Genomic DNA, 14,599 nt, shown 5'->3' with positions numbered 1-14,599 from the left:
GTACGGCGTGCCAGGTGCCATGACCGCGGGGAACGACCGTGACCCGGGCGTGATGTTTCCGCGGCAAAGCATACTCAGAGCTGGACATTACGTGGAATATCATCGCCAAACTCTTTCTTGCTCACGCAGTGTTTTCGCACGTCAGGTCTGAGGCTCAGGGCCGCCGCCAAACAGGCCAGGGGCACGGCCGGCAACACGTATCGGTAGTCGAACTCCGCCGCCGCGGCCGGTGTGACCAGCAGCACCACGGCCGCTGACCAGGGCACCAGCCAGGGCGCGGGACGCCTGCGCCCGCTCCGGCGGATGGCGGCGGCCACCGGGGGCACCAGCAGCACCCCCAGGAGCACCGGGCCGGGCAGCCGCACCATGTTCTGGTAGGCCCTCAGCCAGCCGGCGTAGGGCTCGACGATCTCCGTGCCGATCTCGCCCCGCTCGTAGAGCTTGGCATAGTCGGCGCCGACCTGTGCGGGATAGCGGCCAGGCGGCCCCGGCTCCGTCACCGGGAACTGGTAGTAGCCGTAGATCTCCGGATCGGGGTAGACCGGGCGGCCCCACGTGAACGTGCGGCCCAGCTCGGTCAGCACCGAGGCGGCGTAGTCGAGCGGCTGCCTGGTGATCGCCAGCGTCGCGAACCGGCCCGCCAGGTCGTCGGTCTCCTTCGTGAACGTGATCCCGGGCAGCAGCACGAGCGGGGAGTCCTTCGCCCAGATGTACTCCTGCGACGGCGGCCGCCGCTCCGGGGGGCGCGGGTCGCACAGGACCCGCAGGTCCGGCGGCGGGTCCATCCTGGCGCAGTCGGCGAACGACATCGTGCGGGCGTACATGAAGACGCCGTTCGCGCCCACGAGCCCGACCCGCTGGTACGTGGCGTAGAACCAGGCGCCGTACGCGATGACCGGCACGAGGGCGGCGGCCAGCAGCAGCCCGGCCAGGCGCAGGCGCCCGCGCAGCACGTACCAGGCGGCCAGCAGCAGGATGAGGGGCTGGCCGACGGTCCTGGTGAGGGTGGCGGCGGCCAGCAGCAGACCGATGGCGGCCACCGTGCGCCGCCGCTCCGACCCGCACAGCGCCACCGCCGCAACGACCAGGAACATGAAGAGCGTGTCCGAGACGAGCAGGTGCTCCAGCTCGATCTGGTACGCGTCGAGCAGCACCGGCACCGTGGCCAGTGTCGCCACCCACCTCGGCGCCCGCCGCGCGACCCGGTAGATCAGCACGCCGGTGGCCAGGCCGAGCAGGTGCTGCGCGGCCGTGACCATCCCGAAGGCGTGGAAGGGCTCCAGCAGCTTCAGGAACATCGAGTAGCCCGCCGGGCGGACCAGGTCGGGGCGGGGTTTGAAGACGGTGACGACGTAGGTGTAGGAGTCGGGGAACCACAGGGCCGGCCGGTAGCCCAGCATCGCCAGCGCGCGCAGGGCCGTGCCGAGGGCGAGGACCGCCAGGAACCACCCGTGCCGCCTCCACCGGGACGGATCCCCGACCCACGCCAGGCCGCCGCGAGGGGGCACGTCGGCGCGAGTCTCCGGCATCACCCGCACGCCCTCCCGCTGTCTCTCCGGCATGTCCCGTAGTGCCCACGTACGCTACCCGCCATTCAGTGAACCCCGTGCCAACCGGCCGATAAGGGATACGCACGCCAGGTCTCCCCGGTTGAGATGAAGATCGCCCGCCGTGTGGCGGAACCCACCGGGACCTCCAGGTTGGATACGCTCGCTCACCGATGGGACTCGACCGATCCGGGCGGATGCTCGCCGTGCTCTCGGTGGCGCCCGCGCTCGCCGTGGCGGGCTGGCTGGTGGCGGGGCTGCCGCTGCTGCTGCTCGGCCACTTCGCGCCGCTGCCCGCGGCGCTGCTCGGGCTGCCCGCCGCCGCCCTGCTCTGCCGGGCCGGCACCCGCGGGCTGGGCAAGGTGGCCGAGGCCACGTCCCGGCAGGTCATGGGCGTCGTGGCGGTGGCCGTGGCGTCCGGCGTGTTCAACACGCTCATGCACACCGAGCAGATCGTCGTCAGGCGCGACCCGGCCACGTACGCGCAGTACGCGGCCTGGATCGCGGGCCACGGCTCGCTGCCCATTCCCACGCAGGCCTGGGCGTTCGGCGGCCCGGACCCGTCGTTGATCTTCAAGAGCGTCGGGTTCTACGCGTTCGACGGGGCGGTGGTGCCGCAGTTCATGCCGGGGCCGCCGATCCTGTTCGCGGTCGGCGACTGGCTGGGGATGCCCTTCGCGATCCCGGCGGTGCTGGGCGGGCTGGCCGTGCTCACGGTGGCCGGGGTGGTGGCGCGGCTGGCGGGGGCGCGGTGGGCGGTGCTGGGCGCGGCGGTGTTCGCGGTCAGCCTGCCGATCCTCTACACCTCGCGCAGCACGTTCAGCGAGATCCCGTCGCTGATCCTGCTGTTCGGCGGGCTGGCGCTGGCCCACGACGCGCTCACCCGGCCGGGCCGGGTGAGCGGGCTGCTGGCCGGGCTGGTGTTCGGGCTGGCCGTGCTGGTCCGGGTCGACGGGCTGCGGGATGTGCTGCCGGTGCTGGCGTTCGCGGGGCTGCTGATCGCGATGCGCCGCTTCGCCAGGCCGCAGGGGGCGCTGGGCCTGCCGCTGCTGGCCGGGCTGGTGGCGGGCGCCGGGGCCGGGATGCTCGCGGCGTACCTGCTCTCCCGGCCCTACCTGTCGTACCTGTCGGGGTCGGTCAAGCCGCTGCTGGCCATCTGCGCCGCCGTCCTCGTGCTCACCGCGGTGGGCACGGCCGCGGCGCCGCTGCTGGCCGGGATCCGGCCGCCGGCGTGGGTCCCCGCGGCCGGGGCCGGGCTGGTCGTGCTGCTCATGGCCGGCCTGTACGCGCGCCCGTGGTTCCAGACCGTGACCCGCGTGCCCGTGACGGAGGACGACCGGCGCACGGCCCTGATGATCGCCCAGACCCAGCAGGCCAACGGCCTGCCCGTGGACGACACCCGGCTCTACTTCGAGAACTCCCTGCACTGGGTGACCTGGTACGTCGGCATCCCCGTGGTGGTGCTGGCCACGGTCGCGGCGGCGGTGCTGGTGCGCAGGCTGCTGCGGGACGGCGGGCCGTTCGAGTGGCTGCTGCCCCTCGCGGTGATCGGCTGGACCACCGTCACCACGCTCCTGCGCCCCGAGATCACCCCCGACCACCCGTGGGCCGCCCGCCGCCTGGTCCCCATCGTGATCCCGGGCCTGATCCTGCTCGCCATGTACGGCCTGGCACGGCTGCGCGACCTGCTCCGGGCGCACCCGCCGTCCTGGCCGCGCGGGCCCCGGGCACGGCGGTGGGGGATGGCGCTCGCCGTCCTGATCGTCCTCGCGCCGCCGGCCGTCACCTCCATCGGGACGGCGTTCACGCCGGTCGAGCGGGGCGAGGCGGCTGCGGTGGCGGGGATGTGCGCGAAGTTCCCGCCCGACGCGTCGGTGCTGATCGTGGAGCGGGTGACCGGCGATCGGTTCACCCAGCTCGTACGCGGCATGTGCGACCGCCCGGCGGCGATCGTGGCCCGCGAGGGCTCGGTGGACACCGCCCCCGAGGCGGAGGTGCACCGGCTGATCGCCCGGGTGCGCGCCGCGGGCCGCGTGCCCGTCGTGCTGGCCGCCGACAAGGTCCAGGTGGCGCCGTACGGAACTCCGACCCAGGTCTTCGCGCTGGCCTCTCTCCAGGACGAACGCTCTCTCGTGGACGCCCCGAACGGCACCTGGGGCCTGCAGATCGGCGCCTGGATGGCACTCCCTTGAGAGGGCTGATGATCTTGGAAGTGGGAGCCCCCAGTGGGCGCGCGTGGACTCGGCTTTGAGTTGGGCAGAGTACCCTCAAGGCCCGTGAGCACGCTAGAGACCCCGAAGAGTGGACCTGCCGTGGAAGAAGCGCCGTACGTCACCATCGTTCTTCCCTGCTACAACGAGCAGGATCACGTCATCGATGAAGTCGAGCGCATCACCAGGTCCATGGACTCGAGCGGCTACACCTACGAGCTCGTGGCCGTGGACGACTGCTCGACCGACGAGACGCTGGCCAGGCTGAAGCAGGCCGCTCCCGACTACCCCAACCTGCGCATCCGCGCCTTCCACCGCAACGGCGGCGCGGGCACCGTGCGGCGCATCGGCACGCAGGAGGCCAAGGGCGAGATCGTCGTCTGGACCGACGCCGACATGACCTACCCCAACGACCGCATCCCCGAGCTGGTGCAGATCCTGGAGAAGGATCCGATGATCGACCAGGTGGTCGGCGCGCGCACCAGCGAGGAGGGCTCGCACAAGCTGCTGCGGGTCCCCGCCAAATGGGTGATCCGCAAGGTGGCGGAGCAGCTGGCCGGGCAGAAGATCCCCGACCTCAACTCGGGGCTGCGGGCCTTCCGCAGGACGGTGGCCAAGCCCTATCTGCGGCTGCTCCCGCCCGGGTTCTCGTGTGTGACGACGATCACGCTGTCGTTCCTGTCCAACCAGCACGACATCTACTACCTGCCGATCGACTACGCCAAGCGGGCCGGGAAGTCGAAGTTCAGCTTCGTGTCCGACGCGTACCGCTACATCCTGCAGGTGCTGCGGATGATCATGTACTTCAACCCGCTCAAGGTGCTCATGCCGCCCGCGCTGTGGCTGGTGGGCATCGGGTTCGTGAAGGGTCTGTGGGACATGGTCATGCACCCGTTCTACTTCCCGGCCAACACCGTGATGATCTTCCTGTCCGGGCTGCTGATCGGGTCCGTGGCGCTGCTCGCCGACCTGATCGTGCGGTCGCGGGGGGAGTAGCGCGTGCGGATCGCGATCGTCGGCCCCACCTATCCGTACAAGGGGGGCGGGGCCCAGCACACCACCGAGCTGGCGCACCGCCTCGCGGCCCAGGGCCACGACGTGGTGATCGAGTCGTGGCGGGCGCAGTATCCGTCGTTCCTCTACCCGGGGCAGCAGACGATCTCCGCGCCGGAGGGCACGCCTTTCCCGAAGACCCTGCGCAGGCTCGACTGGCGGCGTCCCGACGGGTGGGTGGCCGCAGGGAGGCGGCTCAGGTCGGCGGATCTGGTGGTGCTGGCCGTGCTGAGTCCGGTGCAGGTCCCCGCATATTTGGGGATTTTGTACGGGATAAGGCGAAAAGTCAGGACTATTGCCCTCTGCCACAACGTGCTGCCCCACGAGCGCAAGCCGTACGACGAACCGCTCATGAAGGCGCTGCTCAAGCGGGTCGACGGGGTGCTGACCCACTCCGAGCAGCAGGCCGGGCTGGCCAGGGGGCTGACGGGCAGCCCGGTCAGCGTGGCGGCGCTGCCGCCGCACCTGCCCTCCACCAATGCCGAGAAGTCCACCCAGGTCCACCGCCGGTTGCTGTTCTTCGGCATCGTGCGGCCGTACAAGGGGCTGGATCTGCTGCTCAGGGCGCTGCCCGACGGGATCTCGCTGACCGTCGCGGGGGAGTTCTGGGGCGGGCTCGACGAGACGCGGGCGCTGATCGCCGAGCTGGGCCTCGGTGACCGGGTCGAGCTGCGGCCCGGCTACGTGGCCGCCGAGGACGTGCCGGGGCTGTTCGCGCGGGCGGACGCGCTCGTGCTCCCGTACCGGAACGCGACCGCCAGCCAGAACGTCTGGCTCGGCCACGAGCACGGCGTGCCGGTGATCGCCACCCGCGTCGGCGCGCTCGCCGACCACGTCACCGACGGCGTGGACGGGCTGCTGGTCGAGCCGGGTGACGCCGGGGCGCTGCGCGCGGCCCTCGAACGCTTCTACGCCTCGGGCGAGCCCGAGAGGTTGCGGTCGGGCGTCAAGGCCGTCGATCCCGAGCCGTTCTGGTCGGCGTACGCGGGGACGCTGCTGGCCGCCTGACGGCCGAGCACGAACGAGATGCCCGCGGCCGTCGCGTCCGCCAGCGTGAACGCCAGCCGCGACACGATCGCCACCGCGAGCGCCGCCGGGGTGCCGATGAGCGGCGCGAGCACCAGCACCAGCGCGCCCTCCCTGACCCCGACCCCCGCGGGCACGACGATGGTGAGGATCCCGGTGGCCCACGCGAACGCGTACGCTCCGGTCGCGACGAGGTAGAGGTCGGAGCGGCCGGAGAGCAACCAGATGTGCAGGCCGTACACGAACCAGCCGAGCGCGGTCCACGCCACCGCGACGACCACGGTGCGGCCGGGCAGCACGCTCTCCAGCGGCTCCTTGCGCGCGATCCGCAGCGCCAGGTTGAGACCCCAGGTGAGCACCTTGGGATGCAGGCACACGATGATCACCGGCACGAGCAGCACCAGGTACCAGGCCTTGCGCACCGCCTCCAGCGAGCCCAGCGTCGCCGCGGCGATCGAGACGGCGACGCCGAGGTTGATCACCAGGCTCAGCGAGATCGTCGCGAACGTGCGCCGCGGCGGGCTCCCGTGATCGCGCCCGAGGTCCATCATCGCCGCGTACGCCCACACGGCGCCCGGGATGTACTTGCCCAGCTGGCCCACGAACATGATCCGCCCGGCGATCCGCAGCGGCACCCGCGTGCCCAGCCCCGCCAGGATCTCCCGCCAGGCCACCAGGATGAAGACCTGGCCGAGCAGCACCGCCGCGAACGCCCCGAGCACCGCCCACGGCGACATCGCCGCCACCGCCCCGGTGGTCTCGTCCCAGTTCGTGGCCAGCCCGTAACCCAGGAAGCCGAGGGCGATCAGGGCGAGGACGACGCGCAGCAGGCGACGGAGCATTCGCTCAGGCTACGCGTGCTCCGCCGGGCAGGCCAGACGGCGGCGCCGGCGACCGCGGGCGCGGCCCGCACCGGCTTCGTACCCATGCCCATTTGGGTACTGTGGGTCCTCGTGGGTAAGCAACGAGTCGCGCAGCTCGAATACTCGGAGTTCCAGTCCGCCATGCTCGACGAGGGCAAACGGCGGCGGAAGGCTGCGAAGATCATCGCGGTGCTCGAGCACTTCCGCGGGCCGCTGAGCGGGCTGACGGTGGGCGACGTGGGCTGCTCCGCGGGGTTCATCGCCGACGAGCTCGCGCAGGCCGGGGCGAAGCACACGCTGGGCATCGACATCGACGTGCCGGGGCTGCGCAAGGCCGCCGACCGGTTCGGCGAGCGGGTGGCGTTCGTGTGCGGCGACGGCACCGCGCTGCCGTTCCCCGACGGGTCGATCGACGTGCTGGTCTTCAACCACATCTACGAGCACGTGGTCGACCCCGACTCCGTGGTGGCCGAGATGCACCGGGTGCTGTCCGACGACGGGGTCCTCTACCTGGGGCTGGGCAACCGGCTCGGCGTCATGGAGCCCCACTACAAGCTGCCGTTCCTGTCCTACCTGCCGCCCGCGCTGGCCGACCGCTACGTGCGGGCGTCCGGGCGGGCCGACCACTACTACGAGCGGTTCAGGACGCGGCGCGGGCTGCGCAAGATGCTGCGGGCCTTCCACGTGTGGGACTACACCTTCCCCGTGCTGGCCACGCCGGGCCGGTTCGCGGGGGGCGAGCTGTTCCCCGGCGCGCTGGGGCGGATCGCGCAGACCGTGCTGGCCCGCACTCCCCGCGAGCTGCTCAGGCTGCTGCTACCCCTGGTGCCCACGTACCTGTGGGTGGCCACCAAGACGCCGCGGCGGCCCGCGGGCGCGACGCTGCCGCAGCCGCCCGAGCGGGTCCGCCCGCTGTGACGACAGTGAAAGAGGAGGCCGTCCCGCGGCGCTCGCCGGTCCGCAGGCTCGTCCGGTACGGCTTCCTGGCCGTCGCGCTCGGCTTCGGCGCCTACGCCGTGGCCAAGCAGTGGGACACCGTGGTGGCCGGGTTCGCCAGGCTGTCGTGGGCCGCGCTGGCCGGGTCGCTGGTCGCCGTGGTCGCCGCGCTGCTCGGCGCCATGCTCACCTGGCGCACCCTCCTGGCCGACCTCGGCTCCCCGCTGCCGCTGAGGCCCGCCGCCAAGGTCTTCTTCGTCGGCCAGCTCGGCAAGTACATCCCCGGCGCCGTCTGGCCGGTGATCGCCCAGATGGAGATGGGCCGCGACCTCGGCGTGCCGCGCTCGCGCAGCGCGGCGGCGTTCTTCCTGATGATGCCCATCCAGCTGGCGACCGGCCTGCTCGTCTCGCTGGTCACGCTCGGCTGGGACCGCTACGGCTGGCTGCTGCTGTTCATCCCGCTGCTGCTGGTCCTGCTGGAGCCCAAGGTCATCAACGCCGTGATCGGGTACGCCCTGCGCAAGCTCAAGCGGGAGCCGCTCGAACGCCCGCTCACCCGGCGCGGCATGCTCGCCGCCCTCGGCTGGGCGCTGGCCGGTTGGCTCTGCTACGGCGTGCACCTCTACTTCGTCGCCCCCCAGGGCGGCCTGCTCTTCGCCGTCGGGGCCTTCGCGCTGTCGTGGTGCCTGGGCATCCTGACCTTCGTCGTCCCGGCGGGCGCGGGCGTGCGGGAGGTCGCGATGGTCGCGGTGCTGGCGCCTCACGTGGACGGCGGCGCGGCGATCGCGGTGGCTCTTTCGTCCCGCATTGTCATTATTTTGGGGGACCTGATCTGCGCCGGTATGGCGGGAATCGCAGCGCGTCGCAACTCCGTGTGATTTGACCGGCGATTTAGGGGAGGCTGGTCATAAGCTGAACTTCAGAGGGGGACACCAGTCCCACGTTGATCTTGAGGGGAGAAGATCTACGTAATGCCTCGAGTGCTCGTCGACGCGGCGGCGGTCCCCGCGGACCGTGGCGCGTTGATCAGATATGTGGACGGGCTCGTGGCCGCGCTCGACCGGGCCGGCGCAGACCTCGCGGTGGTCTGCCAGCGCTCAGAGGCCGAACGCTACCGGCGCCTCGCGCCCTCGGCCCTGGTGCTCCCGGGGCCCGTGGCGATCTCCAACAGGGCCGCCCGGCTCGCCTGGGAACAGACCGGCCTGCCGCTGCTCGCCCGACAGGCGGGGGCGGACGTGATCCACGCCCCCTACTACTCCATCCCGCTCGGTTCGGGCCTGCCGACCGTGGTGACGATCCACGACGCCACCTGGTTCACCGAGCCCGACCAGCACAGTCCGCGGGCGTCGTTCTTCCGCTCCGCGACCCGCACCGCCGTGCGCCACGCCCGGCGGGTGATCGTGCCCTCCAAGGCGACCAGGGACGAGCTCGCCCGCGTGCTCGCCGCCGACCCCACCCGCATCGACGTCGCCTACCACGGAGTCGACCTGGGGCAGTTCCACCCGCCGAGCGACGACGAGATCCGCCGGGTCGCGCTGCGGTGCGGGCTGCACGGCCAGCCCTATGTGGCGTTCCTGGGCGCGCTCGACCCCCGTAAGAACGTTCCCAACCTCATCCGCGGCTTCGCCGCCGCCGCGAAGCACCTGGACGCGCCGCCCGCGCTGGTGATCGGCGGCGGGGTCCACGAGGACGACGTCGACGCCGCCTGCCGGGAGGTGGAGGCCACCGTCAGGGTCATCCGGCCCGGCTACCTGCGCGCGCCCGATCTGCCCGGGTTCCTGGGCGGGGCGCTCGTGGTGGCCTTCCCGTCGCGCGGCGAGGGGTTCGGCCTGCCGGTGCTGGAGGCCATGGCCTGCGGCGCGCCGGTCCTGACGACGCATCGCTCGTCTCTGCCAGAGGTCGGCGGCGACGCCGTGGCCTACACCGAGCCGGACTCCGACAGCATCGCCGTGGCGCTCGGACACCTGCTGGGCTCCTCCGCCCGCAGGGGGCGGCTGCGGGAGGCGGGGCTGGCAAGAGCACGCGAGTTCACCTGGGATGCCTCGGCCGAGGCGCATCTCAGCTCTTATCAACGCGCGATCGAATAGTTCGGTAACCTCACGGAGTGATGGAGAGCTCTTTGCCAGACCTCGAGGCGATCCTCCTGGTCGGGGGGCAGGGCACGCGCCTGCGTCCGCTGACACTGGGCACGCCCAAACCGCTGCTGCCGACCGCCGGAGTGCCGTTCCTGGCCCACCAGCTCGCCCGTGCGCGATCTTTCGGGGTCCGCCGGATCGTGTTCGCCACCTCCTACAAGGCGTCGATGTTCGAGCCCGCCTTCGGCGACGGGTCGGCGTTCGGGCTCTCCCTCGAATACATCACCGAGGAGACGCCGCTGGGCACTGGCGGCGCGATCCGCAACGCCGCCGAAGCCCTCACGGCGGGGCCGTCCGACCCGGTCCTCATCCTCAACGGGGACATCCTCTCCGGCCACGACATCGGCGATCAGGTGCGCACCCACCTGGCACGACATGCCGCTGTAACGCTCCATTTGACAGAAGTCGACGATCCCTCCCGGTTCGGGTGCGTCCCGACCGACGAGACCGGGCGGGTGACGGCCTTCCTGGAGAAGACGCCCAACCCGGTCACCAACCGGATCAACGCCGGCTGCTACGTGTTCACCCGGTCGGTGATCGACTCGATCCCCCGCGATGAGATCGTGTCCGTGGAGCGGGAGACGTTCCCCGGGCTGATCGAGGCGGGCGAGCTGGTGCTGGGCTACGCCGACCGCACCTACTGGCTCGACGTCGGCACGCCGGCGGCCTTCGTACGGGGGTCGCGCGACCTGGTGCTGGGGCGGCTCGACTCGCCCGCGCTGCCGGGGCCGACCGGGGAGTTCCTCGCGCTGGAAGGGGCTCAGGTCTCGCCTGAGGCCAAGGTGCAGGGCGGCACGGCGGTCGGCGCGCGGGTCGTGGTCGAGGCCGGGGCGACGGTGGTGGGCTCGGTGCTGACCGACGACTGCGTCATCGAGGCGGGCGCCTCCGTGACGGACTCCGTGGTGGGGCGGGGCGCGCGGGTCTGCGCGGGCACGGTGGTGTGCGACGCGGTGATCGGCGACGGCGCCATCGTGGGGCCGGGCAACGAGCTGCAGAACGGCGTGCGCATCTGGCCGGGCGTGGAGCTGCCCGAGCGCGCGATGCGCTATTCGAGCGACGTCTGAGCCTCTGCCCTTGCTCCTGCGGCCCGGTCACGGGCAGCGCGGCGGTGGGGGCAGACTGGACGGGTGAGAGAGCGCAGGTGGGTGCCCGAGGGGCCGCTGGACGTGGGGCTGGCGTTGCAGCCGCACAAGCGCGGCGGCGGGGATCCCACCTGGCGGCAGGGCGCTGACGGGTCCGTGTGGCGCACGTCCAGGACGCCCGACGGGCCGTGCACGCTGCGGGTGAGCGTCAAGGCCGGGTGCGTGCACGGGCAGGCGTGGGGGCCGGGCGCGGAGTGGGCGCTGGAGGCGCTGCCGGCGCTGTTGGGGGCATTTGACGACGCTTCCGGATTTGTCGCCAAACATGATGTTTTGGCGGAGGCTGTCAGGAAAAATCCGGGTTTGCGGATCGGGCGTACCGGGCGGGTCATGGAGGCCCTCGTACCGGCCGTGCTCGAGCAGAAGGTGGTCGGGCAGGAGGCGTGGCGGGCCTGGCGGTGGCTGCTCGGCCGGTACGGCGAGCCCGCGCCCGGACCCGCGCCCGAGGGGATGCGGGTCGTGCCCGAGACCGTGGTGTGGCGGCAGATCCCCAGCTGGCACTGGCACCGCGCGGGGGCGGAGGCCGTCCGCGCCCGGACGATCGCGAACGCAGCCTGGCACGCCGACAAGCTGGAGGCCGCCGCGACCACCGAGGAGCTCGACCGGCTGCTGCGGGCGCTGCCCGGGATCGGGGTGTGGACCTCGGCCGAGGTGCGCCAGCGCGCGCTGGGCGACCCGGACGCGGTGAGCGTCGGCGACTACCACCTGGCCAAGCTCGTCGGCTACGCGCTGACCGGGGAGAAGACCGACGACCCGGGGATGTTGCGGCTGCTGGAGCCGTACCAGGGGCATCGGCACCGCGCCGCGGTGCTGGTCTGGCTCACCGGCCTGCGCCCGCCGGCGCGCGGGCCCCGGATGTCCGTGCGCGACTACCGGTCCTTCTGACGCGCCGGGCCCCTGGGTGCGTGCGGCGAACTCAGCCGTCGTACTGTGCCCGTATGAGTCTCGTCAGTGATTCCGCACTCCGCCGGGCCCTCGCACGTGCCCGCGACGGCAAGGCCCTCGACGTCACGGAGGTGTCCGTCCTCCTGCAGGCCAGGGGTGAGCACCTCGACGCCCTGCTCGAACATGCCTCCCGCGTACGTGACGCCGGGCTGCGGGCGGTCGGCCGCGAAGGGATCATCACGTACAGCAAGAAAGTGTTCATCCCGTTGACCCGGCTCTGCCGGGACCGTTGTGGTTACTGCACCTTCGCGACCGCGCCGCACAAGCTGCCCGCGCCGTTCCTGAGCCCTGACGAGGTGCTGGAGATCGCCCGGCAGGGGGCGGCCATGGGGTGCAAGGAAGCGCTGTTCACGCTGGGGGACCGGCCTGAGGACCGCTGGCACCAGGCGCGCTCCTGGCTCGACGCGCACGGCTATGACGACACCCTTTCTTATGTGCGGGCCATGGCGATCGGAGTGCTGGAGGAGACCGGGTTGCTGCCGCACCTCAACCCGGGGGTGCTGACCTGGCGTGACCTGCAGCGGCTCAAGCCCGTCGCGCCGTCCATGGGGATGATGCTGGAGACGACGTCGCGGCGGCTGTTCGAGGAGAAGGGGGAGGCCCACTACGGGTCGCCGGACAAGGACCCGGCCGTACGCCTGCGCGTCCTGGAGGACGCCGGCCGGACGAACGTGCCCTTCACCACCGGCATCTTGATCGGCATCGGCGAGACCATCGAGGATCGGGCCGAGTCGATCTTCGCGATCCGGCGGGTGGCGCGCGAGTACGGCGGGATCCAGGAGGTCATCGTCCAGAACTTCCGCGCCAAGCCCGACACGGCGATGCGGGGGCTGCCCGACGCGTCCCTGGAGGAGCTGGCGGCCACGATCGCGGTCGCGCGGCTCGTGCTCGGGCCCCGGGTCCGCATCCAGGCGCCGCCCAACCTGGTGGACTCCGAGTACGCGCTGATGATCCGGGCGGGGATCGACGACTGGGGTGGGGTGTCGCCGCTCACCCCCGACCACGTGAACCCCGAGCGGCCCTGGCCGCAGATCTCCCTCCTGGAGGCTCGGACCGCCGAGTCCGGGTTCCAGCTCCGGGAGCGGCTCACGATCTATCCCGAGTACGTGGCGGCCGGGGAGCCGTGGCTGGACCCCCGGCTCTTCGCCCACGTGGCCGCCCTGGCCGACCCCGCCACGGGGCTCGCCCGCCCTGACGCCGAGCTGCGGGGGTTGCCGTGGCAGGAGCCGGACGGCGGGTTCGCGTCGTCGGGGCGGGTGGATCTGCACGTGGAGGTGGACACGGCGGGGCGCACGCACGATCGGCGGGACGACTTCGACCACGTCTACGGCGACTGGACCGCCCTCCGCGACCGCCTCCCCTCACCTTCCCCATCCACCGCACCGTCGTCCACCGCGCCATCGGACGATGTGGCGGAGGACGGCGTCTCGGCCGCCATGCCAGTGGACGCCGCTACGGAGGGCGTGTCGGTGGACGGCGTGACGGCGGGTGGTGCTTCGGGCGGGGCCTCGCTCGCCGGCGCCCCTGCGGGTGGTGGGACGCCTGGGGAGGTGTGGCGGGCGTTGCGGCGGGCGGCGGCCGATCCCGGTGGGCTGAGTGACGCCGAGGCCGTGGCGTTGCTGGCCGCCGAAGGCGAGGCGCTGGACGAGCTGGCCGCCATCGCCGACGACCTCCGCCGGCAGGCCGTGGGCGACGAGGTCACCTACGTCGTCAACAGGAACATCAACTTCACCAACGTGTGCTACACCGGATGCCGCTTCTGCGCCTTCGCCCAGCGCAGGACCGACGCCGACGCGTACACCCTGAGCCTGGACCAGGTGGCCGACCGGGCGCAGGAGGCGTGGGACGCGGGCGCGACCGAGGTGTGCATGCAGGGCGGCATCCACCCCGACCTCCCCGGCACCGCGTACTTCGACCTGGCCAGGGCGGTCAAGGAGCGGACGCCCGGGATGCACGTGCACGCGTTCTCCCCCATGGAGGTCATCAACGGGGCCAGCCGCACCGACATGTCCATCCAGGCGTGGCTGGAGGCGGCCAAGGAGGCCGGGGTCGACTCGCTGCCCGGGACGGCGGCCGAGATCCTGGACGACGACGTCAGGTGGGTGCTGACCAAGGGGAAGCTGCCCGCGAAGGAGTGGGTCGAGGTCATCACGACGGCCCACAAAGTGGGCATCCCGACCACGTCCACCATGATGTACGGGCACGTCGACAACCACCTGCACTGGGTCAGGCACATCAAGCTGATCCGCAGCCTCCAGGAGCGGACCGGCGGGTTCTCCGAGTTCGTGCTGCTGCCGTTCGTGCACACCAGCGCCCCCATCTACCTGGCCGGGATCGCCCGCCCGGGCCCCACGGCGGCAGAGAACAGGGCCGTGCACGCGCTCGCCAGGATCCTCCTGCACGGCTCGATCAAGAACATCCAGTGCTCCTGGGTGAAGCTCCGCGACGACCTGTGCCGCCAGGTGCTCCAGGGCGGCGTGAACGACCTCGGCGGCACCCTCATGGAGGAGACCATCAGCCGCATGGCGGGCTCGGAGAACGGCTCGTACAAGACGATCAGCGAGCTGCGCGAGATGGTCGAGGTCACCGGCAGGCCGGTCAGGCAGCGCACCACCGAGTACGGCGTCCCTGCGGACGAACGGCTCGCGGCGTCCGAGGCCAGCGACGGCGTGTGCAAGAGCGTCCGGAGGGTCCTGCCGATGGCGTAGTTGTAACATGTTCTAACAAGGCTTGCGCCCGCCATGG

At 71.8% G+C, this 14,599-nt stretch carries 11 protein-coding genes; 9 read left to right on the top strand and 2 right to left on the bottom strand.

The genetic code is table 11. The features are described from left to right. Positions 1-74 precede the first annotated feature (74 nt). Positions 75-1,562 (bottom strand): hypothetical protein, encoded by a 1,488-nt coding sequence (locus AB0L65_RS10640; RefSeq protein WP_364243018.1) that lies wholly within the window; start codon positions 1,560-1,562, stop codon positions 75-77. Positions 1,563-1,720: 158 nt separating this feature from the next. Between AB0L65_RS10640 and AB0L65_RS10635 the strand changes: the two genes are divergently transcribed. The 3 genes from AB0L65_RS10635 (at position 1,721) to AB0L65_RS10625 (ending at position 5,818) form a co-directional block, all read left to right on the top strand. Then, positions 1,721-3,739: a hypothetical protein gene (locus tag AB0L65_RS10635; RefSeq protein ID WP_364243015.1), complete on the top strand. Its 2,019-nt coding sequence runs from the start codon at positions 1,721-1,723 to the stop codon at positions 3,737-3,739. An 84-nt stretch (positions 3,740-3,823) separates the two neighbouring features. Beyond that, entirely contained in the window at positions 3,824-4,753 is a 930-nt protein-coding gene (locus AB0L65_RS10630) for a glycosyltransferase family 2 protein (protein WP_364243012.1), read from the top strand. A gap of 3 nt (positions 4,754-4,756) precedes the next feature. Continuing rightward, the gene (locus AB0L65_RS10625) at positions 4,757-5,818 is read left to right on the top strand and encodes a glycosyltransferase family 4 protein (protein WP_364243009.1); all 1,062 of its coding nucleotides are present in this window, start codon (positions 4,757-4,759) and stop codon (positions 5,816-5,818) included. Here AB0L65_RS10625 and AB0L65_RS10620 read toward each other — a convergent pair. Next, positions 5,719-6,678, bottom strand: coding sequence for a lysylphosphatidylglycerol synthase transmembrane domain-containing protein (locus AB0L65_RS10620; protein ID WP_364243006.1), 960 nt, complete (start codon positions 6,676-6,678; stop codon positions 5,719-5,721). The genes AB0L65_RS10625 and AB0L65_RS10620 overlap by 100 nt on opposite strands. Positions 6,679-6,789: 111 nt before the next feature. On the opposite strand from AB0L65_RS10620, the gene AB0L65_RS10615 reads away from it, so the two are divergent. The 6 genes from AB0L65_RS10615 to AB0L65_RS10590 all read left to right on the top strand — a co-directional run bounded on the left by AB0L65_RS10615 (position 6,790) and on the right by AB0L65_RS10590 (position 14,562). Continuing rightward, the gene (locus tag AB0L65_RS10615; RefSeq protein WP_364243003.1) at positions 6,790-7,617 is read left to right on the top strand and encodes a methyltransferase domain-containing protein; all 828 of its coding nucleotides are present in this window, start codon (positions 6,790-6,792) and stop codon (positions 7,615-7,617) included. Next, a complete protein-coding gene (locus tag AB0L65_RS10610; RefSeq protein WP_364243000.1) occupies positions 7,614-8,513 on the top strand; it encodes a lysylphosphatidylglycerol synthase transmembrane domain-containing protein in 900 nt (299 codons plus the stop codon). The genes AB0L65_RS10615 and AB0L65_RS10610 overlap by 4 nt, the downstream gene beginning before the upstream one ends. Before the next feature lie 93 nt (positions 8,514-8,606). Then, complete coding sequence (locus AB0L65_RS10605) at positions 8,607-9,722, top strand: glycosyltransferase family 1 protein (RefSeq protein ID WP_364242997.1); 1,116 nt, start codon at positions 8,607-8,609, stop codon at positions 9,720-9,722. Positions 9,723-9,742: 20 nt separating this feature from the next. Then, on the top strand, positions 9,743-10,834 hold the full coding sequence (locus AB0L65_RS10600) for an NDP-sugar synthase (RefSeq protein WP_350728374.1): 1,092 nt from the start codon (positions 9,743-9,745) through the stop codon (positions 10,832-10,834). Positions 10,835-10,897: 63 nt separating this feature from the next. Continuing rightward, positions 10,898-11,794 carry a DNA-3-methyladenine glycosylase 2 family protein gene (locus tag AB0L65_RS10595; protein ID WP_364242994.1) on the top strand — a complete coding sequence of 299 codons (897 nt, stop codon included), beginning with the start codon at positions 10,898-10,900 and terminating at the stop codon, positions 11,792-11,794. 53 nt (positions 11,795-11,847) lie between these two features. After that, positions 11,848-14,562 (top strand): bifunctional FO biosynthesis protein CofGH, encoded by a 2,715-nt coding sequence (locus tag AB0L65_RS10590; RefSeq protein ID WP_364242991.1) that lies wholly within the window; start codon positions 11,848-11,850, stop codon positions 14,560-14,562. The last annotated feature ends 37 nt before the right edge of the window (positions 14,563-14,599 follow it).

Origin of the sequence: Nonomuraea sp. NPDC052116 (assembly GCF_040680035.1) — a bacterium.
Lineage (GTDB): Bacteria > Actinomycetota > Actinomycetes > Streptosporangiales > Streptosporangiaceae > Nonomuraea > Nonomuraea angiospora_A.
This window is presented reverse-complemented; position numbering and strand designations above follow the sequence as displayed.

Bases quoted from the DNA above. Each gene is read 5' to 3' on its own strand.
- AB0L65_RS10635 (WP_364243015.1), top strand. From the start codon at position 1,721: ATGGGACTCGACCGATCCGGGCGGATGCTCGCCGTGCTCTCGGTGGCG.
- AB0L65_RS10640 (WP_364243018.1), bottom strand. From the start codon at position 1,562: ATGCCGGAGAGACAGCGGGAGGGCGTGCGGGTGATGCCGGAGACTCGC.
- AB0L65_RS10590 (WP_364242991.1), top strand. From the start codon at position 11,848: ATGAGTCTCGTCAGTGATTCCGCACTCCGCCGGGCCCTCGCACGTGCC.
- AB0L65_RS10605 (WP_364242997.1), top strand. From the start codon at position 8,607: ATGCCTCGAGTGCTCGTCGACGCGGCGGCGGTCCCCGCGGACCGTGGC.
- AB0L65_RS10620 (WP_364243006.1), bottom strand. From the start codon at position 6,678: ATGCTCCGTCGCCTGCTGCGCGTCGTCCTCGCCCTGATCGCCCTCGGC.
- AB0L65_RS10600 (WP_350728374.1), top strand. From the start codon at position 9,743: ATGGAGAGCTCTTTGCCAGACCTCGAGGCGATCCTCCTGGTCGGGGGG.